The sequence below is a fragment of the Metabacillus mangrovi genome (assembly GCF_009711125.1).
In the GTDB taxonomy this organism is placed as follows: domain Bacteria; phylum Bacillota; class Bacilli; order Bacillales; family Bacillaceae; genus Metabacillus_B; species Metabacillus_B mangrovi.
The window spans coordinates 28,938-53,900 of record NZ_WMIB01000014.1 but is presented as its reverse complement, the minus strand read 5'-3'; the positions used below and the strand labels follow the sequence as shown (position 1 = coordinate 53,900).

The following is a 24,963-nucleotide window of genomic DNA, read 5'->3' as shown; positions in this document are numbered from 1 at the left end:
AACGGATCCGATGTCCAGCGGGGTGGCGCTGAAGACTCAAGGATCCGTTTTTTTTCCTCCAGCCGGAGCGGCTGCAGGACGTTTAATAATTTTCATACACATACGGTGTTTCCGGCTGGTCTATTTTCTTTAGCTTCGTGACCAGAATGACCGGGAGCTCTTTCCCATTAAAAGATTGATGCGTCAACGTACCCTCTGCTTCGACCCAATCATCTTTTTTAAATTTGGCAGCCTCTCCATATTCCCCTATCATTCCATATACGGCAGCATCCGCTACACAACAGGAGATTCCGAATCTCGCAATCGCAAGCTGGCTCTCTGCAAATCCCGGTTCACGGTACACGAAACCTTTGATTTTGACCTTTTTCCCTTTATACTGCTCCGGTTTTTCGTCCATCAGATTCGTGATCTGGATAAAATCCTCATCTGTGAAGGGGATCACGTCCATTTTCTTGAGTTCAGCTTCTTTTTTGCTGTACGCTTTTTCTATCTCTTCATCTTCAAGGATAATGCCATCCGGGTTTTCTTCAAGCATTTCCTCCCGTGCTTTTTTGGATTCCTCTCCGGGTGCTTTTGTGCGCTCATCCAGCTCTTCCATGTACCCTTCCGGATCTTCCAGATAGGCCTCAGCAAGACTTGTATCTCCGGCTGAACCACTATCACCTTGGGAAGCAGCCACACCTGATTTAAATCCTCTTTTCTCTGCTGCCGAACTGTCCAGAATCACTTCAGGAAACATGAATCCGGTTAAGACCGGAAAAATAAAAATCAAATATACCGCACCCGAGCGAAAAGGATTTTTACTGATCTCATGCCCTGCCCCGCAGCCGCAATCATGTTTTTCCTGTTTATCTGATCCGCTCCGCCACATTTGCATGATCCCAAGGATCAGAAAAACGGCCATCGCAAAATACATGAAAGGGAGCATCCTTGGTGCAATAAAATTCTGGATGTTCCCAGTTGTAATGAGTTTGAACAGGAGCATGGCAAATCCAGTTAAAATGATCCCTCTAATAAACAAGTGAGACTTGAGCTCTTTCTCTTCCATCTTAAGCACCTCCTTTACAAAATAAGAGCCTGGTAGAGAAGGGTGACCCCATAAACAACTGCCGTTATCACCAGGATTAGAACGAACACAAATTTCGCTCTGAAATAGGCAAGCAGCATAATCGTATTCTTTAAATCAATCATAGGCCCGTATACCAGAAAAGACAGGATGGCTCCGGCAGAAAACATGCCGCCAAAAGAAGCTGCTACAAACGCATCCGCTTCTGAGCATAAGGACAAAACGTAAGCGAACGCCATCATAATCGCAGGCGACTGAAAATCACTGGAGCCAATAGCCTGCAAGAAGGAGCGGTCCAAAAATGTTTGAAATAGACTGGCAATGGCTGCGCCGAAAATAAGATACTTGCCCATATCAAAAAACTCATCGCCGGCATGATAGAAAGTAGATTTCCATCTGCTTACACCCTCGTGAACATGTCCGCTCCCGCTGACATCCCCTGCCGAATGCTTAAGCTGATCGGTGTTTTTAAAAAGAAGATAGATCGTTAGGCCGATCAACAGAGCGCAAACGAAGGCCATCGCCATTCTTCCGTACGCAATTTGCGGATTTGATTGGAATGCATAGTAAGTAGAGGCAAACACCACAGGGTTCAATACCGGTCCGGCAGCAAGGAAAACGATGCCGGTATGCAAAGGCATGCCCTTTTTGATCAGTCTTCTCACAACCGGTACGATGGCACATTCGCATACCGGAAAGATGATGCCCATTAGAGAAGCCGGCAGCAAAGCAAGAAGAGGATTCTTTGGAATCATTTTTCTGACCGTCTCTTCTGAAACAAATACCTGGATTAGTGCTGATACAAATACTCCTAAAATAATAAATGGGATGGCCTCAAGAATGATGCTTAAAAAGATCGTATTTACATTAAGCAAGGAAGCTGGAATATCCCAGGTGTCTTTGTGAAGATCGGCAAATAAAAACAAATAGAGGAACAGAGCGATAAGAAGATAGGAAGCCGAATCTCTTAACAGCTTTTGATTTCGTATTTTCATTCTATTAATCTCCTGAAATAGAGTTTGTTTATTCTATGCTGCTGCCTCCTGTAATATGTACAAGCATCTACAGTTTAACAGGGATGGTTGAAAAACGGAATACAATCCTTTATTATAAATCGTAATAATTACGTTTTATTACAGGAGGCTGTTTCATGTTTAAGTGGCTGATCATCGGCGGCGGCATTCAGGGAATCGCTGCTGCCTCCTTTTTAAGGGAATCATCGAAAATAAAAGCGGAGGACATTTGCATCCTGGATCCGCATGATGAGCCTTTGCGGCACTGGGACCGGTGCACATCTCTTATTTCCATGCCCTACTTGCGCTCACCATCTGTTCATCACCTTGAAAGAGATCCCTTCGCTTTACAGAAGCACGAGAGAAAACGGCCCGACCCGCGTTCTTTTTACGGCCGTTACAAGAGGCCTTCCCTAGATTTATTCAACACTCATTCTGCGGACCTTATCAGCAAATTGGCCATCCGAAAATCATGGGTCCAGGACCGGGCCCAATCCATCCTCCGCTCAGGCTCCTGCTGGAAGGTTTCGGGAGAGTCAGGGAACCTTTATTCAGCAGAACATGTCATACTTGCAATCGGAATAGGAGAACAGCCTGCTCTTCCGGAATGGGCAGAGAAATTGGCCCGTGATTGCTCAGAACCGGTCTATCACATTTTTGACCAGCACCTTCCGCCTCTGGAAACGCTAGAGGGTCCTATTGTGGTTGCAGGAGGCGGGATCACAGCGGCCCATCTATTAATTAAACTTTCTGATCTATATCCCGGAAACGTAAAGCAAGTTATTCGCCATCCACACAGAATCCATGATTTCGACAGTGATCCTGCCTGGATTGGACAGAAGAATCAAGGGCCTTTTAGAAAAGTATCCAGCTATGCAGAGCGGCGCAAGATGATCAGGGAAGCAAGACATAGAGGCTCAATGCCAAGAGAACTTTCATTGAAACTGAAAAAGCTTGTGCATGATGGAAAAATTGAATCTGTGACTGGAAACATTACTTCCATAGAAAAGCAGCAAACCTCTCTTTCGATCCTTCTTAAAGAATGGCCGGAGCCGTTAAATGCGGGAACGGTTTTACTGGCAACAGGATTTGAAAACAAACTGCCGGGTGCAGAACTGCTCGCTCCCCTGATTGAACAGGAGGACCTTTTATGCTCGGAATGCGGGTATCCGATCGTATCGCCAAGCTTAGAGTGGAAATCAGGTCTTTATGTTATGGGAGCACTGGCAGAGCTTGAAATGGGACCTATAGCCAGGAACATTGCAGGAGCAAGGCAGGCAGCAGAAAAAATTGCAGACACAATCTAGCTAAGCGGACACAAATAAAAAGACTGGCAATCGGAACTTTATGTTCCCGCTGCCAGTCTTTTTTTATATAAAGCATAGAAAGCATAGTTTTTCCGGCTGATCCTGTTGGCCGGTATAATCCATCCATTTATACCCTTTAAGTCTTTCTTCCAGCTTTGTCCCTATTTTATCTTCAATTTTCTGCATGGCGGCAACGGTCTCTTCCAGGGTTAACTGAAAACGCTTTGCTGCCTGATGGTGAGGAGAATGTACGGTGAGCAGATTCATAAACTGCTCTCTTGTATCACTTTGGCGTGCGAGATTGTCCTCCGCCTCCGTTATGAACCGGTAAAGCGCTCTTTCCGGTTCCGGCAATGCGGCTGCAATCTCCCGTACTAAAATTTCCATTACATGCGCATTCCTCATGTCTGTTACCAGCTTGCTTTCTTTACACCCGGCAACTGCCCTTTATGCGCAAGCTCGCGAAAGGCGATCCGCGACATATCAAACTTTCTCATATATCCTCTTGGACGGCCTGTCAGAGCACAGCGGTTATGAAGCCTTGAAGGAGCAGAGTCTCTTGGAAGCTTGCTCAGTGCCTCATAATCCCCCTTCTCCTTCAACTCCCGTCTGATTTCTGCATATTTTGCAACCATCGCTTCTCTTTTCAGCTCTTTGACCACTTTAGATTTTTTAGCCATATTGGTTCTTCATCCTTTCTTTTGTTAATTTTTAAATCGTAATTATTACGTTTTATAATTTAATCACATTCTAATGGTCTTGGCAAGTGTGATGATACAAAACAAATTTTCCGGTCTCCAGAGCCGCTATTTTCACTCAGTAAACGTTTACACACCCAGTTTCGGTCTCAGATGCACCTATTTCCCTCTCACAGCCCGAAATCCGGCCTCTTTTTACAAAATAGCGGCCGCTCAGACCGAAACGGCCTCTCCTATCGTTTTTTGGCACAAATAACGGCTCCTGAGACTGGTTTAGCTGTTTTCCGGTCTCCAGAGCCGCTATTCCTACTCAGTAATCGCTTACACACCCAGTTTCGGTCTCAAATGCACCTATTTCCCTCTCACAGCCCGAAATCCGGCCTCTTTTTACAAAATAGCGGCCGCTCAGACCGAAACAGCCCCTTCTTTCGCTTTTCTGCACAAATAATGGCTCCTGAGACCGATCTAGCTGTTTTCCGGTCTCCAGAGCCGCTATTCCCACTCAGTAATCACTTACAAACCCAGCTTCGGTCTCAGATGCACCTATTTCCCATTCACAGCCCGAAATCCGGCCCTTTTTTACAAAATAGCGGCCGCTCAGACCGAAACAGCCTCTTCTTTCGCTTGTTGGCACAAATAACGGCTCCTGAGACCGGGTTAGCTGTTTTCCGGTCTCCAGAGCCGCTATTTTCATAAGGTAAACGTTTACACACCCTGTTTCGGTCTCAGATGCACCTATTTCCCTCTCACAGCCCAAAATCCGGCACCTTTTTAGAAAATAGCGGCCGCTCAGACCGAAACGGCCTCTTCTTTCGCTTTTCTGAACAAATAACGGCTCCTGAGACCGATCTAGCTGTTTTCCGGTCTCCAGAGCCGCTATTTTCATAAGGTAGACGTTTACACACCCTGTTTCGGTCTCAGATGCACCTATTTCCCTCTCACACCCCGAAATCCGGCCCCTTTTTACAAAATAGCGGCTCCTCAGACCGAAACGGCCTCTTCTTTCGCTTTTCTGCACAAATAATGGCTCCTGAGACCGGGTTAGCTGTTTTCCGGTCTCCAGAGCCGCTATTTTTATTAGACCGAAACGCTGCCCTTTAATGATTTCCCCGTATCCATCTGACCCGATTCACGATCAATGATGATGATGCTCAAGTTCCTCGTCTTGTTCTTCTTCAGGTTCAGCACCAGCCTGTCCAACGGTTATTTTTGTTTTCGGCATGACATGCATATCCCTTGCGGTTACGTGGGTTTGAACATAAAAAATCCCATCTTCCCCGAACGTTTTTTTCACAGAATAGATTCCGTCCCCTGCGTGCTTTGCTTCAAGCATCTCGCTGCTTTCCTTCTCTCCGGATTTCCAGATTTCAAATTCCACTTCATTGGCATCCTGCACGATTTCTCCACCCTGTGTCACTTTTACTTTTAACTCCTGGGTGCTTCCCGGGTCCAGCTTCTCCGGTATGATGATTTTCGCTTCCACCATTTCCGGCAGATCAGAGGCTTTGCTTCCCTGGCAGCCTGCAAACAGCATGGAAATGGCAGCGAGAATGGCGAGCAGACCGTATTTTTTCACGATTATCCCTTCCCGTCTTTCCTTTTCTTTCTATTATAATAGACCTTTGTAAGCGATACCATCACGAAATCAAAAAAAACCGGCAGCTCACAGCTGCCGGCCGATTTTAACCGAATACCTTTTCAAGCTCTTTTTTATCCTGGTCCAGCCAGAATTTCATTAAGCGCTTTGCTCCATCTAAATCATGCAGCTTCGCCTGGCCGCACTGCTTTTCGTTGGCAGCCGGAATTTCTTCTGTTTCAAGCGCTGCTTTCAATGTGTCGTCCAGTAAATCAATGATTTCCGTTACGGTCGGCTCACCGCTTACAACGAGGTAATAACCTGTCTGGCAGCCCATTGGTGAAATGTCGATAATATCAAAGTGATCATATTTCTCTGCATGATCACGGATATTGAAGGCAAGCAGGTGTTCCAATGTGTGGATCGTGTCCGGTTTCATCGCCTGTTTGTTCGGCTGGCAGAAGCGGATATCAAATTTATTGACGAGGCCGTCCGACCCAACTTTGTGTACTCCGCAATGTCTTACATACGGTGCCACTACCGCGTTATGATCAAGCTCGAAGCTTTCTACTGATGGCATGAATCATCACTCCTCTTTTTATCCTTAAGGTTATTGTATCAATTCCGATAAGTTCCATCAACTTAATAGGCTATTATCCCGGAATTTATCCTTTGATTTTTATATTCCTTTAGATTAAATTTAGAACATATAGTAGGAGGGTCCCATTATGAAAAGAATATTCCTATCCCTTATCCGCTTTTATCAAAAGTTTATTTCTCCGATGACGCCCCCGTCATGCCGGTTTTATCCGACCTGCTCCAATTACGGGCTCGAGGCCATTCAGAAGCACGGCGCCATCAAAGGATCCTATATGACAGTAATGAGAATCCTCCGCTGCAATCCTATGCATCCAGGCGGTTTTGATCCGGTTCCTGAGAAGAAAGAGAAGCATAGCCATTGATCACTTCATCGAGTTTCCCGGTAGCCGGATCAATCACCAAGCCGTGAACGGGAACCCCATCCGGAAGCAGCGGGTGATTTTTGATCACATCTACGCTGTGCTTCACACTGTCTTCCACTTTATCAAACCCTTTAAGCCATTCCTCTAAATGAACTCCGGAGTAGCGCAGCATGTCTATTTTCTCCGCAGAGACTCCTCTGCTTTCTGCTTTTTCCAGGAACGAAGCAGCATTCAGCTTGCTCATTCCGCAGTCATGGTGCCCGACTACACAGATTTCATCTGCTCCAAGCTCGTAAACTGCAACAAGCAGGCTTCTCATAATGCCTCCAAACGGATGAGCGACAACTGCTCCTGCACTCTTAACAATTTTCACATCGCCGTTCCTGAAATTCATCGCTTGCGGCAGCAATTCCACCAGTCTTGTATCCATACATGTGAGAATGGCCATTTTTTTATCCGGAAACTTGCTTGTTTGAAACTCCTTGTATTTTTCTGTTTCAACAAAAGTCTGGTTATGTTCGAGAATCTGATTTAAAAGTTTCAAATTACCTGTCTCCTTTTTCATTTGATTTCTTTTAATATAGCATACCCCTTGCCATGTTTGCTTTATTGAAGTAATATGGAAAAAGTATAAATCGTAATCATTCTTTTTTAAACAAGGAGAGATGTATGAGTACATTAATACCCGTTACCGTGTTAAGCGGCTATTTAGGGGCCGGAAAAACAACCCTTTTGAATCACATTCTTCATAATAAAGAGGGGAAAAAGATAGCCGTCATCGTGAATGATATGAGCGAAGTCAACATCGATGCCAGCCTGGTCAAACAGGGCGGCTTTTCCAGAACAGATGAAAAATTAGTTGAAATGCAAAATGGCTGTATATGCTGCACACTCAGAGAGGACCTTTTAATCGAAGTTGAGAAGCTTGTTTCTGCAGGAGAAATTGATTACATCGTAATCGAATCATCCGGAATCAGTGAACCTCTGCCTGTTGCCCAGACTTTTTCTTATGCAGATGAAGAATCAGGGATTGATCTATCTTCCATTTGCCGGCTGGATACCATGGTGACTGTAGTAGACGCGAACCGTTTCTGGGCTGACTATGGATCGGGTGATAGTCTGCTCGACCGCAAGCAAGGCGCAGATGATTCAGATGACCGGGATGTAACCGATCTTCTCATTGACCAGATCGAGTTTGCAGATGTTCTTATCCTTAATAAGAAGGATTGCCTGGCCCAGCCGGAATTCGAGTTGCTTGAGGGACTTTTACGAACATTAAACCCTTCTGCATCCATTATTCCGTCAGTTTACGGAAACGTCCCTTTACCCGAACTGCTTAATACGAACCGGTTTAATTTTGAAGAGGCGAGTCAGGGTGCCGGATGGATTAAAGAGCTGAACAGCGAGCATATTCCGGAAACAGAAGAATACGGAATCTCTTCATTTGTTTATGAGCGCAGACGGCCTTTTCATCCTGAAAGGCTGATGGAATTTCTTGAAAATTGGCCAGCTGAGGTTGTCAGGGCTAAAGGATTTGTATGGATTGCGACCCGTAATCGTACAGCCGGTCTTCTTTCACAGGCCGGCAGCTCCATCATGCTCCAAGGGGCTGGAGACTGGATTGCAGAATATCCTGAAGAAGAAAGACGTTCAGTGCTGGAAGAAGATCCGGATCTCTTGAAAAGGTGGGACAGCCGTTTCGGAGACCGGCTGAATGAAATTGTGATGATCGGGATAAGAATGGAACAAGAGAAGATAATGGATTCTCTTGATGCCTGTCTCCTCACTGATGGAGAGATGAATGGAAATTGGAATTCCCTGAAAGACCCCCTTCCGGAATTTATGTAAATGCCTGTTTTCAAATCGTAACCTTTACGATATAATGACGAAAGACTGATAGATGTACATGTGAGAGGAGAACGTAATGAAAAAACTAGCTTTGGCTTTTGGCGTTTTGCTTGCCGGCTCTGCTTTTGCTGCAGGATGCTCGGCTGACAATCCGTCTTCTGAAGAGAAGAATGATAAATTGAAGGTCTACACGACAATTTTTCCTTTAAAGGACTTCACAGAGAAAATTGGCGGTGATCTCGTGGAAGTTGAGAGTGTGTACCCTGCAAACGCAGATGCACATTCTTTTGAACCAACTACCAAAACAATGGTCAAAATGGCGGAGAGCGATGCTTTCATTTATACAGGTGCCGGAATTGAAGGCTTTGCTGACAAAGCGGCCGAAACGATCAAAAATGAAGAAGCTGAAATCGTGAAAGCAGCGGACGGAATTGAGCTGATTGGTGCCGAAGAGCACAATCATGAAGAAGAAGCTCATTCCGAAGAAGAGCACAATCATGAAGAGGAAGCTCATTCTGAAGAAGAGCACAATCACGAAGAGGACGCTCATTCTGAAGAAGAGCATAATCACGAAGAGGACGCTCATTCTGAAGAAGAAGGACATACCCATGGTGATAAAGATCCCCACGTTTGGCTAGACCCGATCCGTTCTATTCAAATGGCTGAAAACATTAAAGATGCCCTCGTTAAAAAGGATCCTGAACATAAGGAAGAGTATGAAAAGAATTTTTCTTCCTTAAAAGCGGAATTAGAGAAGCTGGATCAGGAGTTTAAAAGCACTTTAACTGAATTGCCGAAAAAAGAAATCCTTGTTTCCCATGCCGCCTATGGCTACTGGACAGAGCGATATGGAATTGAACAGATCAGTGTGATGGGGCTTTCTTCTTCCGAGGAACCGTCTCAGAAAGAAATTAAAAACATAATTGAAGAAGCGAAAACCCATAAAATCCAGCACATTATCTTTGAACAAAATGTAAGCAATAAAATATCGAAGGTGGTTCAAAACGAGATAGGGGCCGAGCCTCTGACCATCAGTAATCTAGAGTCTGTGACAGACGAAGATATGAAAAACAAAGAAGATTACTTTAGTTTAATGAGGGAAAACCTTACAACGCTAAAAACCGCATTATCCGGTTCTTAATCCCGCAGCTTTCCCGCTGCGGTTTTTTTATTTTTCCGAAAGCTGCCGCAACGCCCCCTTTTCGTGCTTCCCGGTTCTCTTCGACAGAAAAATAGTTATCCCGATCGGTTTTATAGGTCTAAATCCTTTTGCAATAGATCCTAATCGGACTCAATCGTCCTGCTCTCTACTCCATTACTATATCGAAAAACAATAACGGCGTTGCTTTAAAGTATATAATTGAGAAGGAAATTCAATTAGAATCCTTGTATTTACCTGTATTTTTTATGAAAAATTTCTTTATTACCATTCTCTTTTATTTTATCTTTTCGAAAATAAATCCTATTCCCTATTAAAACACTGTCACAGTGCGTCCTAGTAATCATTTTGAATTTTTAGAAAACTTTATATGTCTTTTTCACCCCTATGGTGCTACTATTCTATTTGTAGTACACATCTTAATAGTGGAGAGGGGAATTCATTTGAACAAAAAGTTTGCTGCTATAGTGATTGGAACTGCATTAACCTTAGGTTCTGCCCTGCCGTCTGCATCTGCATTATCAGGAGATCACAATCAGGAAAAAGTACAGCTTGTTCAAAAACAATGGTTAAAGGACAAAGGATCCCCGTCCTTCAGCACTGGAAAACAGGCAGCTGGCAAAGTAAAAGCAGAGAAGGAAGCAAGAAGCTTTATTCAGAAGCATTTTGCAGGAAAAATCAATGCTTCGGCCGAATTGACGCTGCTTGGGCAAGAGAAGGATGAGCTTGGATTTACCCATTACAAATACATTCAGTCCGTGAACGGCGTACCGATCGATGGTGCCATCTATATGGTCCACGCTGACAAAAACGGAAATGTAACAGCCTCTAACGGAGCACTACACGAAAATGCAGGCTCCGAAGTAAAATCGGTAAAAGCAAAGCTCTCCAAATCTAAAGCCGCTGCTCTAGCCTGGAAATCGATCAACCTCTCCAAAAAGGAAACAGAAGGAGCTGAGCCTGGAGCCCCACTCGGTTCAGTAAAAGCAAGCAAAGTGAAAAACACGAATGAAAAGGGCGAGCTGGTTCTTTATAAGAAGGGCGGAACATTCTACTTAACCTATAAAGTGCAGCTGCAATTTATTAAACCATACGGTGCGAACTGGCAAATCTATGTGGATGCCAACAGCGGAGCCATCATCGACTCCTATAACGCTGTGAATGATGCAGCGACAGTTGGATCAGGTACTGGAGTACTTGGTGATACGAAAACTCTCAACACCTACTTCTCTAATAATACGTACTACTTGTTCGATGATACAAAGACAGCGGTCATCGAGACCTATACAGCCAGAAACGGCTCAAGTCTGCCAGGTTCCTATTCTGTTGATTCCGATAACAGGTTCATCGCCTCAAATCAACGCGCAGACGTTGATGCACATTTTTATGCAGGTAAAGTGTTCGATTACTACAAAAATACGCATGGCCGCAACAGCTACGATAATGCCGGAGCAACGATCCGCTCTACTGTTCATTACGGAAGCCGCTACAACAATGCTTTCTGGAACGGATCTCAGATGGTGTATGGTGATGGTGACGGAACAACCTTTACATCCCTGTCCGGAGCGCTTGATGTAGTTGCCCATGAGATTACGCATGCTGTAATTGAGCGGTCAGCAAATCTGCAATATCAAAATCAGTCAGGAGCATTAAATGAATCAATGGCAGATGTATTCGGCTACTTCCTTGATCCATCTGATTACCTGATGGGTGAGGATGTATACACTCCAGGCAGAACAGGAGATGCACTCAGAAGCATCTCCAATCCGGAAGCTTATGGTCAGCCAAGCCACTTCAGAGACTATTACTATACTTCTTCTGATAACGGCGGCGTCCATACGAACAGCGGAATTCCAAACAAAGCGTTCTATTATATTAACCAGAGCATCGGAAAAGCAGCATCTGAGAAAATCTATTACCGTGCTTTAACCAGATATCTTACTCCAACAAGCAGCTTCAGCAATGCACGTGCTTCCCTTCTTCAATCGGCAGCCGATCTGTATGGAAGCGGCAGCAGCCAGTACAACGCGGTAGCCAGCGCCTGGACACAGGTTGGCATTAACTGATTGCCGCAATACAGCTGAGTAGGCAGCAAAATCACCCGGGACCCTGTTCCCGGGTGATTTTATTTCCCGTTTATCACAGGACTTTCTCCCCGAAATGCTATACCAGAAAATAATCCTTTTCCTTCTTTTCAACTATGTAAACGAGCAGAAAGTATTTTGCATTTTTTTGTTTATTGGATTCCCACTTTCAAAAGGTATGGGAAATCTCTCTATTTATCAAGGTCTAAAGTCTAATTCGCAACGTAATCCCTATACAAATCAGAGACTTATGAGCACTAGTAATCATTTTGAATTTTTAGAAAACTTTTCATGTATTTTTGTCATCTATGATGCTAGTATTCTATTTGTATTCATATTTTCTACTAAGGAGAGGAGACTGCACGTGAATAAAAAGTTTGCTGCTATAGTGTTCAGCACCGCGTTCCTTATGGGATCCACCCTTCCTTCCGCCTCAGCTTTGACAGGAGAAGCAAAACAAGCCCAGAACGGTAAGGCTCAAATGATGCATGACCAATGGAAGAAGGATAAAGGAAGCCCCTCCTTTGTCACCGCTTATAAATCGAAAGTAAAAGTAAAAGGGGAATCGGAAGCAAGACGATACATCCAAGAGCAGTTTACAGGCAAAATCGATGGAGAAGCTGGCTTGATCCTGCTTGGTAAAGAAAAAGACAGCCTCGGGTTCACCCACTACAAATTTGCCCAATCCATCAAAGGCGTTCCCATTGACGGAGCTGTTTACATTGTACATACAGACAAAAATGGAATCGTTACCTCATCAAACGGTGCGATTCATGAAGAAGCAAAAGCTCAAGTAAAATCGGTTAACCCTAAGCTTACAAAAGCAGAGGCAGCAAAACGTGCATGGAAATCAGTCAATCTATCCATAGAAGATACTGAAGAAGAGAGACATGCAGCACCGCAGGGGTCGTTTAAAGCAAGCCAGCTAAAAAAGTCGAAAGAAAAAAGTGAACTGGTCCTCTACAAAAAAGACGGCACATTCCATCTGGCCTACAAAGTTCAGCTTCAGTTCATTAAGCCATACGGTGCCAACTGGCAAATCTACGTAGACGCTGAGAGCGGCTCCATCGTTGACTCTTATAATGCTGTAAATGATGCTGCCTCCACCGGATCCGGCACCGGCGTCCTCGGAGACAGCAAAACATTGAACACCTACTTCACTGAAGATGCATACCGCTTATATGACACGACTAAAGATGCTGTTGTAGAAACCTATACTGCGGATAACGGGACAAGACTCCCCGGAATCTTCTCTGAGGACAGCGATAATGAATTTACAGCGGATAACCAGAGGGCAGATGTAGATGCCCACTACTACGCCGGGAAAGTATACGACTATTTTTACGGCGTGCACGGCCGCAACAGCTATGATGATGCCGGTGCCGCGATCACTTCCACCGTCCATTATGAAACGGACTACAACAATGCTTTCTGGAATGGAACTCAAATGGTTTATGGAGATGGGGACGGATCTGCTTTCACATCCCTTTCAGGAGCATTGGACGTTGTAGCCCATGAACTGACCCATGCAGTAACCGAGCGCAGCGCTAATCTTCAATACCAGGATCAGTCCGGCGCTCTGAACGAATCATTTTCTGACGTCTTCGGCTACTTCCTTGATCCTTCAGATTACCTGATGGGAGAGGACGTCTACACACCTGGCCAACCCGGGGATGCCCTCAGAAGCATCTCCAGCCCGGAAACGTACGATCAGCCTGGACATATGGATGACTACGTCAATACATCGGAAGATAATGGCGGTGTCCACATCAACAGCGGAATTCCAAATAAAGCTTTCTATTATACGAATGAGAGCATCGGCCAATCCGCCTCTGAAGAAATTTATTACCGGGCACTCACAGTATACCTGACACCAACCAGCAGCTTTACAGATGCCCGTGCCGCTCTTCTTCAATCGGCAGAAGACCTTTTCGGCAGCGGAAGCACGGAATATGATGCCGTCGCAGATGCCTGGACCCAGGTTGGAGTAGAATAAGGTAGAGTAGGATAGAGTGTGGAAACCGGGAACCCACCCGCTTTTGCGGCTGGGTTTCTTTTTGATTCTGCTTTATCCATTGACCGATACCGATATACTTAAATTTTCGCCGATTAACGGTTTTACAAGGCCGCCGATTCATCTTTTGAAGCCGACTTACTTGTCGAACCCTCCCGAATAATCGATATAGCATGAAATTCGGAGATAACTCCCACATTTCCGGAGATAAAATGTTTATTTCGGAGAAAAACCTGCTGTTTCGAAGATAAAATGATGGTTTCGCAGATATCCTTCATTTTTCCAAACCAAAGTCATGATTCAAGTGCCAGTCTCAAAACAAAAGTCCTAACTTTTCAAAAATGCGTGCATCTTAACCATTCAGCCCCTGACTCCACAGACCATTTCGCCATTTCGAGGCCTAATTCTCATCCCGCCCTTCACTTTATGTCCTGCCCCACAAGAAAAACCCCGTTCAGCACTCTATGCCAAACGGGGTTTAATCACTCAATTGTCTTGTTTCATGTTGTATTTTTGCATAAACCGATCAGCACGTCCGCCTTTATCTGCAAACTTCTGTCTGCCAGTATAGAACGGATGCGTGTCTGAAGTGGTTTCCATTTTAATAAGAGGGTACGTATTGCCGTCCTCCCACTCGATGGTTTCGCTGGATCCTTTTACGGAACCGCTCAGGAATTTAAATCCGCTATTTATGTCCATGTAAACGACTTTTTGGTAATTTGGATGAATTTCTGGTTTCAATTTCATCGCTCCTTTCAGTAAATCGTAACCTTTACGCTTTAATATTAACAGAGCTGCAGATTCGTGTCAATCTTCTCGATCTGCACTTATGTTCATACCACTTTGACCTGCTCTTTTTCTGCCTTCAGGCGGCTGTTCTTCTTTCTCGATAATAGAATACAGGAAAGTACGATCAGTGCACCTCCAAGCACTGTGAAAGAATCTGGCACTTCCAGCCAGAAAATCAGCCCCCACATCGCATTGAAAACAATTCCAATGTACCTTGTTACTTCAACCACTACGACATTTTCATGTGTAAAGGCACCGGTAAGAAAGATTTGTCCTGCCAGGGAAACGGCACCGATACAAACAAGAATAAACCAATCAGCTAAAGTTGGTACCACAAATTGTCCCCACATTAACGGGATCGAGACAACCGTTCCTGTTGCCAGAAAGTAAAAAACGATTTCATAAGCATGGTGCTTTTTACTTAAATACCGGATGGAGGTTGCTGCACCTGCAGCAAAAACAGCACTTAAAATGCCTGCCAGAGCGTAGATGGAGTAGGCAGACGGATCAAATGGCTTCATTACGAGGAGAGCACCGGCAAAGGCAGCAGGCAAGACGATCCATATTACCTTTGGAAGCCTCTCCTTTAAAAAGAAAGAGGCACAAAGAATGGCAAAGAACGGTGATAAATGAGCCAGTATGCTTGCTTCTGTCAGCGGAAGCTTGGAGATTGTGTAAAAATAGGCGAGCAGGTAAAAAGCTCCCAGCACTCCTCTCAATGCAAGCATTGGCACACCGCTCTTGGAAAAGGACACCTTCTTCTTTCTCATCAGCAAATAGATGAGGGCCGTTCCAATCACGCTCCTGAAAAAAACAATTTCAGAGGAGGGGATATCTGCACTGACCAATTTTACAAGTGCATTCATGATACTGAAGACAAGAGACGACAGTAAGGCAAGCAGGATCCCTTTATTCATGGCAGTGCACCCTGTTCTTCATACTCTCTAACTTTTAGCGAATAAAGAAATTCAAACTTTTCCTTCAGGCTCATTTTTTCATCCCTTCTACCAAATCGTAACTGTTTCGATTTAAACACAGTCTCTTATCGCTGACAACCCTCTTTGTTTTCTGCAAAAACAGATTGACTGTCCGACTCATTTAATGCTACTATCAGCATTGTAAATCGGAATAATTTCGTTTTAATCAATAAGATCATAATGGAGGAACGAAAAGAAATGAAAAGGTACATATCTATATCTCTATTAGTTGCTGCCCTTCTGCTTTTAGGAGCATGCTCGAAGGAAACCACTCAATCTGCAGACACAAAAAAAGACCTTACATTTATTTCTAATTTCCCAAGTGAGACGTTAGATCCACACTTGAACTTCACCACTCTGCGTGCGGGAATAGCAGAAACTTTGCTAAAGGTAAACGAAGAACAAGAGATTGTACCTTGGATAGCTGAAAGCTGGAAAACAGACGATAACGGCTTATCATGGACATTTATAATAAAAGAGGGAGTTACCTTCCATAACGGAGAGAAAGTGGATGCAAAAGCCGTTAAAGAATCTTTGGAGAGAAACATAGAAGTAAGCGAGGCCATAAAGGCTTCTTTAAAAATCAAGTCAATGAAAGCGGATAAGCAGACACTCACAGTAAAACTGGAAAATCCTCTCCCCCAGTTCCCATCAGAGCTGGTGCACCCTAATACTGCCATTGTTGACAGTGCCACTGAAAACATGGAACAGAAACCGGTTGGGACCGGTCCGTTCAAAGTTAAATCCTTTGCTCCAAACAGCAAGCTCGTTCTGGAGAAGAACAAGGATTACTGGGACGGCAAGCCGAAGCTGGATGAGGTTACGCTGACATTTAATGAAGATGAAAATGCGCGCACCGCAGCTCTTCAATCGGGAGAAGCAGATGTTGCCTACCGGCCAGCATTGGAAAGCCTGGAGAGTCTGAAAAGCGGCTCATTTAAAACAGATATTGTCACTGGATTAAGGGATCAGTTCCTGATGTTTAATTTCAATGAACCGCTTTTTCAGGATCTGAATGTCAGAAAAGCCTTTAATCTCCTTTTGGACAGAACAGAAGTAGCAGAACAGACACTGGCAGGACTTGCTGCACCTGCTGAAGGGCCTTTTGTCCCTGACTCCCCCTTCTCACCTGACTATGAAGAAAAAACATTTAGTATAGAAGGTGCGAAAGATGAACTGAAAAAAGCGGGCTTCCAATGGAAGAATGGAACAGCCTATCAGGATGGGAAACCTGTTGAAATGAAGCTGCTTACCTATTCTTACCGTCCTGAACTTCCGTTGATGGCTCAGCTGCTTCAGGCAAATGCAAAGGAGCTAGGGATCAAAATTGATATCCAATTAGCGGAAAACATTGATGAATATATGGCAGAAAAAGAGGATTGGGATCTTGCCACATACAGTATGATCTCTGACCCGCGCGGAGATGCTGCTTACTTCCTAAATGCCGTGTATATGGATGGAGGAGCTATGCATCACAGCAGCATCAAGCAGGATGAGCTTACAGGAAAGATCCAGCAGCTGAACGAAACGGTAGATGAAAAACAAAGGGATGCTCTTGCACAGGAGGCTGCTGCGATTATTGACCGTGAGGTTCTTCATTCCTTTATTGTGAACCCTGAAAACTTTGTATCTTATACAGACCGTGTACTGAACTGGCAGACTTCAAAAAGCGAATACTATGTCATAACAAAAGATCTTGATGTGAAAGCAAAGTGAAATTAGTTCTCAAACGGGTCACCGAGCTGATTCTTTTTCTCTTCATTCTGTCTGCCGTAAGCTTCATCTTTATTCAGGCAGCTCCAGGAGACCCGGTGCGTTCCATGATGAAAACAGATGATACGGCCGTTTCAGAAGAAGAGATGGATGAGCTGAGAGAAGAGATGGGGTTTAACGACCCCATTTTTTTGCAGTATGGAAAGTGGGTCACGCGTTTTTTCCAATTTGATCTCGGCACGTCGTATTCCACCAATCAGCCAGTTTTGGACATGCTGCTTGAAAGAATACCGTCTACACTTGAGCTCACCTTCGCTTCTCTGGCTGTCATGACCCTCATCGCCGTTCCAATCGGTACGCTCTCAGCCCTTTATAAAGGCAGCTGGATCGATCATGCGAGCAGAGTTTTTGCCCTTGCAGGTTCAGCTGTTCCGAGCTTCTGGCTTGGTCTTCTTTTTATTCAATTTTTCTCTGTCAAGCTTGGCATCCTTCCCTCCATGGGAATGGATTCTCTGGCTCACCTCGTCCTGCCGTCCCTTACACTTGGGATCGCCATGGCCTCGGTTTATGCCAGAATTCTCAGGTCCAGTCTGCTTGAAAGCTTAAATCAGGATTTTATTCTCTCAGCAAGAGCGAGAGGACTGCACCCGGCTAGAATCTTTTTTTATCATGCATTGAGAAACAGTCTCGCTCCTGTCATTACTATTTTTGGCATCAGCCTTGGAAGCCTTCTTGGTGGAACGGTTGTCATCGAGGTTCTTTTCAGTTATCCGGGAGCGGGAAAGCTCGTTGTCGATGCGATGATTAAAAGAGATTATCCTGTTATACAAGGTTATATCCTGTTTATGGGTTTATTTGTTTCCTGCATAAATCTGCTTGTTGATCTATCGTACCGGTATGTCAACCCGGAGCTTAGAGTAAAGGAGGCTGGCCGCAGATGATTGGAATCCGCATCAGCAGGGAACTGAAATACTCTCTGATCATCTTGATCGCTTTGCTTGCCTTCTTAGCAGCTCCCTTCCTTGCACCTGTCGATCCGCTTAAGATCGATTTGAAGGAACGGCTGCTTCCGGCAAGCGGCAGCCATTTCTTTGGAACAGATCATCTGGGCCGGGATATCTTTTCAAGGCTGCTTGCCGGTGCACAGAATACGGTCGGCACCAGCTTGCTGATTTTACTATTATCTTGTGCGATCGGTCTGCCAATCGGACTGTATTGCGGCTACAAATCAGGAATAATCGACCGGATATTCATGAGGATGGCAGATGCGTTCATGGCATTCCCCGACTTTATCATTGCCATTATTTTAACAGGCTTAATTGGACCGGGAATGTTCAATGTCGTGATGTCTCTCGTAATGGTCAAGTGGGTCGGGTATGCACGTCTTGTCCGCAGTACGATTTTGTCTGAAAAAGAAAAGGAGTATATCATGATGGCGAAGGTCAACGGAGCAGGTGATGCAAGAATTCTATTCAGACACCTCCTGCCTCATGCAGCTGGAAATCTGCTTGTCATTACCACCCTTGATATCGGAAAAATCATCCTGTTAATTGCTTCTTTATCCTATATCGGTTTGGGTGCACAGCCTCCTGTACCTGAATGGGGAGCGATGCTAAATGAATCAAAAGCCTTTTTCTACCATACTCCCCACCTCATGCTCTACCCCGGGTTTGCGATTATGCTGACTGTGCTTTTGTTCAATTTAGCAGGAGACCGTTTAAGAGACCGCTTAGATGTCCGGGGGAGAGGGGGAGAATAAATGAAGATTCTGGAAATAAAAGATGTAACAGTCCATTTTCAAAACCAGGCAATCCTCCAGTCTATTCAACTATCTGTAAAGAAAGGAGAATGGGCCGCATTAATCGGGGAAAGCGGAAGCGGAAAAAGTGTACTCGCCTCCTCAATCGGAGGGCTGCTTCCTTCTGAGCTGCGGGTTTCAGCAGGCGCTGTTTATTACAAAGGCAGGAATGTTCTCGCCTGCGGGAAGGAAGAGATGAGAACCATATTAGGGGCGGGGATTTCTTACGTTTTCCAGAACCCCCAAAGTGTTTTCAGCCCGTTTTATTCAATCGGAAAACAATTTGAAGAGGTGCTCAGAACCCATAGAAGGCTGACAAAGCAGGACAGGAGAAAGAAAGCCCTGGAAATGCTCGAACAAGTTGGACTTCCTGCTGACAGAGCATACAGCAGCTATCCCTTTCAGCTGAGCGGAGGCCAGCTTCAGCGGGCTTCTATTGCGATTGCCATGATGCTGGAGCCGGAATTACTGATCGCAGATGAACCGACAAGCTCTCTTGATAGTTTAACAGCAGCTTCTATCCTCCATCTTATTAAAAAAATGCAGGATAAAACAGGGTGCGGCGTGCTTTTTATCACTCATGATTTAAGGCAGGCAAAGAAGTACTCGGATCACACGTATATTATTAAGAGAGGAAATATTGCAGAATCAGGACCGACCAGCCGGGTGTTCAGCAATCCATCCCACCCTTATACAAAAACCCTGCTCTCTTCCATCCCTTCTTTGAGAAGCACCCCGGACAGACTGCCTGTGGCATACGGGAGGACTGGAAAATAATATGGATTCAATGATTATACTTGAAGCTGAAAATCTATTTAAGGGCTATAACAAGGGAGTGCAGGCACTGAATGGAGTTTCTCTTAAGATTGAAAAGGGAGAAGCTGTAGGGATTGCGGGTGAAAGCGGCAGCGGGAAGAGTACTCTTGCCAAATGCCTTCTTGGACTGGAAATACCTGATAAAGGCTCCATCCGTCTTGGTAATCACACGTTTCATCCTAAAGATAAAAAATCCATTCAAAGATCTAGAAGCAGTATACAGACCGTGATGCAAAACCCAACTGCCTCTTTAAATCCAAAGCTGAGAATCATCGACTCCCTGATGGAGCCGCTGGATATACGAGAGAAATGGACTCTGCTCCCTGGAAGAGAAAGGCGGAAAACGAGGGAACGAAAAGCGCTTGAACTTCTGAGCCTAGCAGGCATCCCTGACAGCCATTTATACAAATACCCCCATGAACTGAGTGGCGGCCAGAAACAGAGGGTTAATATCGTAAGGGCACTGAGCACTGAGCCGGCCCTCCTCATTTTAGATGAACCGACTTCAAGTCTCGATGCCTCTACTCAAGCAAGGATGCTAAATGATTTAAAAGATTTGCAGGAACAGTTTGGCACCTCTTATCTGTTTATATCCCATGATCTGGCGGCGGTCCATTTTATGTGCAGCCGGACCATGATCATGAAGGATGGGGAAGTAGTGGATGCCTATGAGAGGCAGGACACTTTTGCAGAGAACAGGCATCCCTATACGAAATCCCTTCTAGAGGTATTTGAAAAGTGATGAAGTTCTGTTCTGAACGAAGAATTTATTTACCTGTTTACTAGACAAAACCTCCGGAATTTAAGTTTTCCGGAGGTTTTGTTTGAATCATTTTCTTTCGGTTACACGACTATCGTTTCTTCCTCATGCTAATCACAGCGATTACAATGACAGCCACAAGCAGAATTCCACCGATTACGGGCAGAAGGATCTGTGAATTTTGTGATTCAGTATTGTTTTCAGAAGCGGTTTCCGTGTCCTTCTTCTCTTCACCTTCTGGCTCATCTGCTTTAGGCTCCTCATCTGCCGGGGCCTCTTCAGTTTTCTCTTCTAGTTGGTCCGGCAGCTGAACTGTGAAGTTTATGGAGTCTTTTATTACATGCGTATCAGCTCCGACGATGTCCCAGCTGACTGTGTAAGCTCCATTTTCCAAATCCTGCGGAATGGTCCCCCTCAATGTATCATCATCAATAGTAATATTGTCTACCTGCACTTCTTCCCCGCCTTCGCGGCTCAATGTAAACGTGCTGGACTCTTCGATCCTTGTATTAAAGGTGAGAGAAATCTCTTTTAATGGCTCTGTTTCCGTGGCACCTGCCTCCGGATTAGAGCTTTCGAGCTTAGAATGGGCACTGGCAGGCTGCTGGCTGAAGATTAGTATAACAGCAAGCAAAAATAGTATTTTTTTCATTTCAGCATCTCCTTACGTTGTAATCTGGCTGTAGGTGTAACCAGGCTTTAAGCGGTTTGATTTTACGGATGATCAACCGGTCTTTGAGCAAGACAGCGGCAATCGATATCCTTGCGGGGGCATCAGAATGGACACTCCTTTTGCTGTCTCCGGTTCTTAGCAGAAGCTTTTTATCAGTCTTTCTTTTTTCCCGCATGATATACGAAGCGGCCAATGAGCCCGTACAAAAATGGTCCTTCATGCACGATAAATTTGGTTTGTTATGAGCAGTTCCTTGCCGGAAGTGTCCTGTACAAAATATAAGTCCTTGTAAAGCACTGATAAATATGCCGCCACGCTAAAAGCCAGTATGAATAAAAATGATGCAGATCATATGCCTGCATAGTCATTTCCAAACCGTCTGATAGACGAAACGATCCTCTTTTCTCCCTTCGGATCATTTTTAGGTGCTTCCACCTAAATTATTCCCCTCCTAAAGCTGTCCTGCTGCTTCAGATTGCGAATGATGGTCCTTATGCTCACCTTCACTGCTGCAAGCACCCATCAGGAGCAAACCCATCATGCAAAAAATCCCCAGCAAACTCTTTTTCAAATGAATCCCTCCCTATGTTTTCCTTCTTGAAGCTTAGCTGCGTGTTTCAGTATACCGGTGAATCGGTTTATGCAAATGCCTCTAAAGAGTGATTTTCCATACATTTTCCGGCAATTTTTTTGACAAAATGGTAAACTGTAAGCAGATTAAACGAAAAGGTGATCACATGAAATATCATCAAATAAAATGGCTGATCCTCATCCTTCCCACCGTTACAATCGGACTTTGGGAATTTGTGCGCCATGAGTATCTGCTGCCATACCTTTCAATGGACATGGGAAATCTGTTATCTCCAGTTATCGTTTTTGCTGTGACCATCCTTGTCGTCATGCGGCTCTTCTCTCTTCTTGAAAAAATGCAGGAAGAACTGAAGCAGGAAAAGGCAAAGAAAGCAGCCTTGCTGGAGAGAGAAAACCTTGCACGCGAACTGCATGATGGGATTGCTCAATCTCTCTTTCTTTTGTCCGTTAAACTGAATCAATTCGGAAAGAGAAAATCCCTTCATTCCGATGCCGATTATGTGAACCTGCAGCAGATCCTTCAACATATCCATGAGGATACACGGCAGGCCATTTCCAGCCTTAAAAAGCCTCCGGCAACCGGAGTTTTCTCCTGGCAGAAAAATGTGAAAGACTATTTAGCAGAGCTTGAAGGCAGCCATTCGCTGAAAGTAGATTTACAATGGGCACTGCCGGAGGAAATGCTGACTGATAAAGAAAAGGTCGAAATTTTCTCCTGTATTAAAGAAGCTGTAACAAATGTGATCAAACATGCCCAGACGGATCACGTTCGGATTAAGGCCTTCCAGGTACCCGGCGGCTGGATGTGCGAGATTAAAGACAACGGTACTGGGTTTAATGAGGAAAGCCTGCCAGGGGGCAAGGGATTCGGCCTTCAAATCATGAAAAACCGGGCCGCATCAATGGGCTGGACTTTTACGATTTCCAGCATGGAAGGCGAAACGAAGATTCAAATTCAAAAGGAGGCGGAACGGAATGCAGCCTTATCGAATATTGGCAGCGGATGATCATGCTCATGCACGTGAAGGCATCCGCCTTATATTAGAGGATTATCAGGAGTTTGAAATGATCGGGCAAGCCGAAAATGGAAAAGAGGCAGTGGAGCTTGCAGACCGGCTCCTGCCGGATATCATTTTGATGGATATAAAAATGCCAGTCATGGACGGTCTTGAAGCAACAAAAATCATCAAAGCGAAGCATCCTTATATAAAAATCGTGATGATAACGGTCTCAGATGATGTAACCGACTTGTTCGATGCTTTAAAGCATGGAGCTCAAGGATATCTTCTAAAAAACCTTCAGTCCCATCAGTGGTATGAATATTTGAGAGCGTTCGCACTTGATGAGGTCCCGATGTCGAAGGAAGTAGCCATCCGCATCTTAAAAGAATTCCCTCAGACGCCGGAGCCTAAGACAGTCAGCACTCCACTCTCTTCCAGAGAAATAGAAGTTCTTCAGCTCGCAGCAAAGGGCTTTTCGAACAAGGACATATCCATACAGCTCTTCATTTCCGAGCATACGGTCAAGAGCCATTTGAAAAACATTCTGGGGAAACTCCATTTAGAAAACAGGGTCCAGCTCGCCAATTATGCTTTTCATAACGGTTTTATCTCATGAAACATCCATTGCGGATGTTTTTTTTTATGCCTTTTTCCAGAGATGAATAACACATGGTAAAAAGCGGATAATAAGGAAAGTTCAATTGACCTGAAAGGCGGATTGCCATGACTGATTTAGTGTTTGCCAGGTCCCTGTTCGGGACGACAATGGGGTTCCATATTATTTTTGCTTCACTTGGAGTCGGGATTCCGCTCATGATCTTGTTTGCTGAGATTATGTTTCAGCGGACGAAGGATGTCGACTACTCCGTAATGGCTAAGCGCTGGACAAAGGGCCAGGCTGTTCTTCTTGGGGTAGCCATTCCAACCGGAACGATTGCTGGCGTGCAGCTCTCGCTTTTATGGCCAGGCTTTATGGAGGTCATCGGAAAAGTGATGTCCCTCCCGTTCCAGATTGAAATTTATGCATTTTTTATCGAAGCACTCTTTATGTCCATCTATGTATATGCGTATGACCGGATTGGTCCGAAGACTAGGATATTGAGTGTGTTCCTGATTTTCCTTGGGGCTACGGCATCAGCGGTCTTAATTACAAACGTTCATGCCTTTGAGGGGACACCTGCGGGTTTCCGGATTGAAAATGGGGAAATCACCGACGTTGATCCGTGGGCTGCCTTTTTTAACCCGAGCTTTGTCGTCTCGGCAGCACATGTTGCGTTCTCTGCCTTTATGACTGGAGCTTTTATGATCACGACGATTGCAGCGTATAAGATGCTGAAATACAGGAAAAAAGATCATCTCTTCGCCTTCCACCGCAAAGCTTTTATCCTGAGTCTTGCGATCGGGCTTGTCTCTTCCTTCCTGACAGCCATTAACGGGCATGAATCAGCTCAGATGCTTCACGAGTACCAGCCGGAAAAGCTGGCAGCTGCGGAGGGCTTGTTTGAAACGCAGGATTACGCGCCTCTCTCGATCGGAGGTTTTACAGACCGGGAAACGCAGGAGGTCAAATATGGGATTGAGATTCCATGGGCGCTCAGCTTCCTTGCCGGCAACAGCTTTGATACAGAAGTAAAAGGCCTTAACGATTTTCCGGAGGATTATTGGCCTCCGCTGTTTGTCCATACCCTTTTTAATGCGATGGTGCTGATTGGAAGTGCCTTAATCGGTTTGTCCTTTTTTGGACTGGTTTGGAAGCGGTTTGTCAAAAAACCGTTCCCTAAGTGGTTCCTCTGGATTTGCATTCCGTCTGGCCCGCTTGCCATTTTATCAATCGAATTCGGCTGGATTTTCGCCTGTACGGGCAGACAGCCGTGGGTCATCTACAGGCTGCTCCGCACCTCCGAAGTTGTCACCAAGTCCGGCAACATCGGGACGCTGTTTTTTGCCTTTACCATCGTATACGTCATTTTGGGAGCAGCGGTTTTGCTTGTCCTGCTGTATTATTTCAAGCGCAATACAGTTGAAAAGGATTTGGCGGCAGCAAAAGGCGCGAACAGTGAAGGCGGCAGTGTGGATGCTTATTAATTCCTTGTACTCAGTTCATTTTTCAAAAAGGAG

At 44.9% G+C, this 24,963-nt stretch carries 25 protein-coding genes; 14 read left to right on the top strand and 11 right to left on the bottom strand.

The window, feature by feature from the left end; all coding sequences use genetic code 11:
- Window positions 1–82 precede the first annotated feature (82 nt).
- A complete protein-coding gene (locus tag GKZ89_RS13640; protein WP_155112953.1) occupies window positions 83–1,048 on the bottom strand; it encodes a TIGR03943 family putative permease subunit in 966 nt (321 codons plus the stop codon).
- 14 nt (window positions 1,049–1,062) lie between these two features.
- Complete coding sequence (locus GKZ89_RS13635) at window positions 1,063–2,061, bottom strand: permease (RefSeq protein ID WP_155112952.1); 999 nt, start codon at window positions 2,059–2,061, stop codon at window positions 1,063–1,065.
- A gap of 155 nt (window positions 2,062–2,216) precedes the next feature.
- Here GKZ89_RS13635 and GKZ89_RS13630 point away from each other — a divergent pair, with 155 nt between their 5' ends.
- The gene (locus tag GKZ89_RS13630; RefSeq protein ID WP_155112951.1) at window positions 2,217–3,386 is read left to right on the top strand and encodes an FAD/NAD(P)-binding protein; all 1,170 of its coding nucleotides are present in this window, start codon (window positions 2,217–2,219) and stop codon (window positions 3,384–3,386) included.
- A 63-nt stretch (window positions 3,387–3,449) separates the two neighbouring features.
- Here GKZ89_RS13630 and GKZ89_RS13625 read toward each other — a convergent pair whose 3' ends face one another.
- From GKZ89_RS13625 to GKZ89_RS13605, 5 genes are all read right to left on the bottom strand, one after another.
- On the bottom strand, window positions 3,450–3,773 hold the full coding sequence (locus GKZ89_RS13625; protein ID WP_155112950.1) for a hypothetical protein: 324 nt from the start codon (window positions 3,771–3,773) through the stop codon (window positions 3,450–3,452).
- 23 nt (window positions 3,774–3,796) lie between these two features.
- Window positions 3,797–4,066 (bottom strand): 30S ribosomal protein S14, encoded by a 270-nt coding sequence (rpsN, locus tag GKZ89_RS13620; protein WP_155112949.1) that lies wholly within the window; start codon window positions 4,064–4,066, stop codon window positions 3,797–3,799.
- Window positions 4,067–4,586: 520 nt separating this feature from the next.
- Complete coding sequence (locus GKZ89_RS13615) at window positions 4,587–5,102, bottom strand: hypothetical protein (RefSeq protein WP_155112948.1); 516 nt, start codon at window positions 5,100–5,102, stop codon at window positions 4,587–4,589.
- Window positions 5,103–5,219: 117 nt separating this feature from the next.
- On the bottom strand, window positions 5,220–5,660 hold the full coding sequence (locus GKZ89_RS13610; protein ID WP_338324931.1) for a FixH family protein: 441 nt from the start codon (window positions 5,658–5,660) through the stop codon (window positions 5,220–5,222).
- A 106-nt stretch (window positions 5,661–5,766) separates the two neighbouring features.
- Entirely contained in the window at window positions 5,767–6,240 is a 474-nt protein-coding gene (locus GKZ89_RS13605; protein WP_155112947.1) for an S-ribosylhomocysteine lyase, read from the bottom strand.
- Between the two features lie 148 nt (window positions 6,241–6,388).
- On the opposite strand from GKZ89_RS13605, the gene yidD reads away from it, so the two are divergent.
- Window positions 6,389–6,622: a membrane protein insertion efficiency factor YidD gene (yidD, locus tag GKZ89_RS13600; RefSeq protein WP_155112946.1), complete on the top strand. Its 234-nt coding sequence runs from the start codon at window positions 6,389–6,391 to the stop codon at window positions 6,620–6,622.
- On the opposite strand, the gene GKZ89_RS13595 is transcribed toward yidD, so the two are convergent.
- Entirely contained in the window at window positions 6,564–7,166 is a 603-nt protein-coding gene (locus tag GKZ89_RS13595; RefSeq protein ID WP_155112945.1) for a beta-class carbonic anhydrase, read from the bottom strand. The two genes, yidD and GKZ89_RS13595, sit on opposite strands and share 59 nt — an antisense overlap.
- A gap of 125 nt (window positions 7,167–7,291) precedes the next feature.
- On the opposite strand from GKZ89_RS13595, the gene GKZ89_RS13590 reads away from it, so the two are divergent.
- The 4 genes from GKZ89_RS13590 (at window position 7,292) to GKZ89_RS13575 (ending at window position 13,709) form a co-directional block, all read left to right on the top strand.
- Window positions 7,292–8,470, top strand: a complete 1,179-nt coding sequence (locus tag GKZ89_RS13590) for a GTP-binding protein (protein ID WP_155112944.1) — start codon at window positions 7,292–7,294, stop codon at window positions 8,468–8,470.
- A gap of 76 nt (window positions 8,471–8,546) precedes the next feature.
- Complete coding sequence (locus tag GKZ89_RS13585) at window positions 8,547–9,611, top strand: metal ABC transporter solute-binding protein, Zn/Mn family (protein ID WP_155112943.1); 1,065 nt, start codon at window positions 8,547–8,549, stop codon at window positions 9,609–9,611.
- Window positions 9,612–10,072: 461 nt separating this feature from the next.
- A complete protein-coding gene (locus GKZ89_RS13580; protein ID WP_155112942.1) occupies window positions 10,073–11,695 on the top strand; it encodes a M4 family metallopeptidase in 1,623 nt (540 codons plus the stop codon).
- A 427-nt stretch (window positions 11,696–12,122) separates the two neighbouring features.
- Window positions 12,123–13,709, top strand: a complete 1,587-nt coding sequence (locus GKZ89_RS13575; protein ID WP_241680257.1) for a M4 family metallopeptidase — start codon at window positions 12,123–12,125, stop codon at window positions 13,707–13,709.
- Window positions 13,710–14,213: 504 nt separating this feature from the next.
- Here the strand turns inward: GKZ89_RS13575 and GKZ89_RS13570 are convergent.
- Window positions 14,214–14,468: a type B 50S ribosomal protein L31 gene (locus GKZ89_RS13570; RefSeq protein WP_155112940.1), complete on the bottom strand. Its 255-nt coding sequence runs from the start codon at window positions 14,466–14,468 to the stop codon at window positions 14,214–14,216.
- A 92-nt stretch (window positions 14,469–14,560) separates the two neighbouring features.
- Window positions 14,561–15,433: a DMT family transporter gene (locus tag GKZ89_RS13565; RefSeq protein WP_155112939.1), complete on the bottom strand. Its 873-nt coding sequence runs from the start codon at window positions 15,431–15,433 to the stop codon at window positions 14,561–14,563.
- A gap of 258 nt (window positions 15,434–15,691) precedes the next feature.
- Between GKZ89_RS13565 and nikA the strand changes: the two genes are divergently transcribed.
- From nikA to GKZ89_RS13540, 5 genes are read left to right on the top strand one after another with little or no spacing between them, the layout of a single operon-like run.
- Window positions 15,692–17,209, top strand: coding sequence for a nickel ABC transporter substrate-binding protein (nikA, locus tag GKZ89_RS13560; RefSeq protein WP_155112938.1), 1,518 nt, complete (start codon window positions 15,692–15,694; stop codon window positions 17,207–17,209).
- The gene (nikB, locus tag GKZ89_RS13555; protein WP_162356867.1) at window positions 17,206–18,147 is read left to right on the top strand and encodes a nickel ABC transporter permease; all 942 of its coding nucleotides are present in this window, start codon (window positions 17,206–17,208) and stop codon (window positions 18,145–18,147) included. Before nikA ends, nikB begins: the two co-directional genes overlap by 4 nt.
- Complete coding sequence (nikC, locus tag GKZ89_RS13550) at window positions 18,144–18,965, top strand: nickel transporter permease (protein WP_155112937.1); 822 nt, start codon at window positions 18,144–18,146, stop codon at window positions 18,963–18,965. Before nikB ends, nikC begins: the two co-directional genes overlap by 4 nt.
- Window positions 18,966–19,781, top strand: coding sequence for an ABC transporter ATP-binding protein (locus GKZ89_RS13545; protein ID WP_155112936.1), 816 nt, complete (start codon window positions 18,966–18,968; stop codon window positions 19,779–19,781).
- 1 nt (window position 19,782) lies between these two features.
- Complete coding sequence (locus tag GKZ89_RS13540; RefSeq protein ID WP_241680253.1) at window positions 19,783–20,562, top strand: ABC transporter ATP-binding protein; 780 nt, start codon at window positions 19,783–19,785, stop codon at window positions 20,560–20,562.
- A gap of 109 nt (window positions 20,563–20,671) precedes the next feature.
- Here GKZ89_RS13540 and GKZ89_RS13535 read toward each other — a convergent pair whose 3' ends face one another.
- On the bottom strand, window positions 20,672–21,232 hold the full coding sequence (locus tag GKZ89_RS13535) for a copper resistance CopC family protein (protein ID WP_155112935.1): 561 nt from the start codon (window positions 21,230–21,232) through the stop codon (window positions 20,672–20,674).
- A gap of 758 nt (window positions 21,233–21,990) precedes the next feature.
- On the opposite strand from GKZ89_RS13535, the gene GKZ89_RS13530 reads away from it, so the two are divergent.
- From GKZ89_RS13530 to GKZ89_RS13520, 3 genes are all read left to right on the top strand, one after another.
- On the top strand, window positions 21,991–22,851 hold the full coding sequence (locus tag GKZ89_RS13530) for a sensor histidine kinase (protein WP_155112934.1): 861 nt from the start codon (window positions 21,991–21,993) through the stop codon (window positions 22,849–22,851).
- Window positions 22,820–23,461: a response regulator gene (locus tag GKZ89_RS13525; protein WP_155112933.1), complete on the top strand. Its 642-nt coding sequence runs from the start codon at window positions 22,820–22,822 to the stop codon at window positions 23,459–23,461. Before GKZ89_RS13530 ends, GKZ89_RS13525 begins: the two co-directional genes overlap by 32 nt.
- A gap of 107 nt (window positions 23,462–23,568) precedes the next feature.
- Complete coding sequence (locus tag GKZ89_RS13520; protein WP_155112932.1) at window positions 23,569–24,930, top strand: cytochrome ubiquinol oxidase subunit I; 1,362 nt, start codon at window positions 23,569–23,571, stop codon at window positions 24,928–24,930.
- Window positions 24,931–24,963 lie beyond the last annotated feature (33 nt).

Coding starts and splice junctions, on each gene's coding strand:
- GKZ89_RS13635 (WP_155112952.1), bottom strand. CDS start 2,061: ATGAAAATACGAAATCAAAAGCTGTTAAGAGATTCGGCTTCCTATCTT.
- GKZ89_RS13565 (WP_155112939.1), bottom strand. CDS start 15,433: ATGAATAAAGGGATCCTGCTTGCCTTACTGTCGTCTCTTGTCTTCAGT.
- GKZ89_RS13535 (WP_155112935.1), bottom strand. CDS start 21,232: ATGAAAAAAATACTATTTTTGCTTGCTGTTATACTAATCTTCAGCCAG.
- GKZ89_RS13545 (WP_155112936.1), top strand. CDS start 18,966: ATGAAGATTCTGGAAATAAAAGATGTAACAGTCCATTTTCAAAACCAG.
- GKZ89_RS13585 (WP_155112943.1), top strand. CDS start 8,547: ATGAAAAAACTAGCTTTGGCTTTTGGCGTTTTGCTTGCCGGCTCTGCT.
- rpsN (WP_155112949.1), bottom strand. CDS start 4,066: ATGGCTAAAAAATCTAAAGTGGTCAAAGAGCTGAAAAGAGAAGCGATG.
- nikA (WP_155112938.1), top strand. CDS start 15,692: ATGAAAAGGTACATATCTATATCTCTATTAGTTGCTGCCCTTCTGCTT.
- GKZ89_RS13625 (WP_155112950.1), bottom strand. CDS start 3,773: ATGGAAATTTTAGTACGGGAGATTGCAGCCGCATTGCCGGAACCGGAA.
- nikC (WP_155112937.1), top strand. CDS start 18,144: ATGATTGGAATCCGCATCAGCAGGGAACTGAAATACTCTCTGATCATC.
- GKZ89_RS13630 (WP_155112951.1), top strand. CDS start 2,217: ATGTTTAAGTGGCTGATCATCGGCGGCGGCATTCAGGGAATCGCTGCT.
- yidD (WP_155112946.1), top strand. CDS start 6,389: ATGAAAAGAATATTCCTATCCCTTATCCGCTTTTATCAAAAGTTTATT.
- GKZ89_RS13530 (WP_155112934.1), top strand. CDS start 21,991: ATGAAATATCATCAAATAAAATGGCTGATCCTCATCCTTCCCACCGTT.
- GKZ89_RS13590 (WP_155112944.1), top strand. CDS start 7,292: ATGAGTACATTAATACCCGTTACCGTGTTAAGCGGCTATTTAGGGGCC.
- GKZ89_RS13575 (WP_241680257.1), top strand. CDS start 12,123: ATGGGATCCACCCTTCCTTCCGCCTCAGCTTTGACAGGAGAAGCAAAA.
- GKZ89_RS13525 (WP_155112933.1), top strand. CDS start 22,820: ATGCAGCCTTATCGAATATTGGCAGCGGATGATCATGCTCATGCACGT.
- GKZ89_RS13640 (WP_155112953.1), bottom strand. CDS start 1,048: ATGGAAGAGAAAGAGCTCAAGTCTCACTTGTTTATTAGAGGGATCATT.
- GKZ89_RS13605 (WP_155112947.1), bottom strand. CDS start 6,240: ATGCCATCAGTAGAAAGCTTCGAGCTTGATCATAACGCGGTAGTGGCA.
- GKZ89_RS13520 (WP_155112932.1), top strand. CDS start 23,569: ATGACTGATTTAGTGTTTGCCAGGTCCCTGTTCGGGACGACAATGGGG.
- GKZ89_RS13540 (WP_241680253.1), top strand. CDS start 19,783: ATGGATTCAATGATTATACTTGAAGCTGAAAATCTATTTAAGGGCTAT.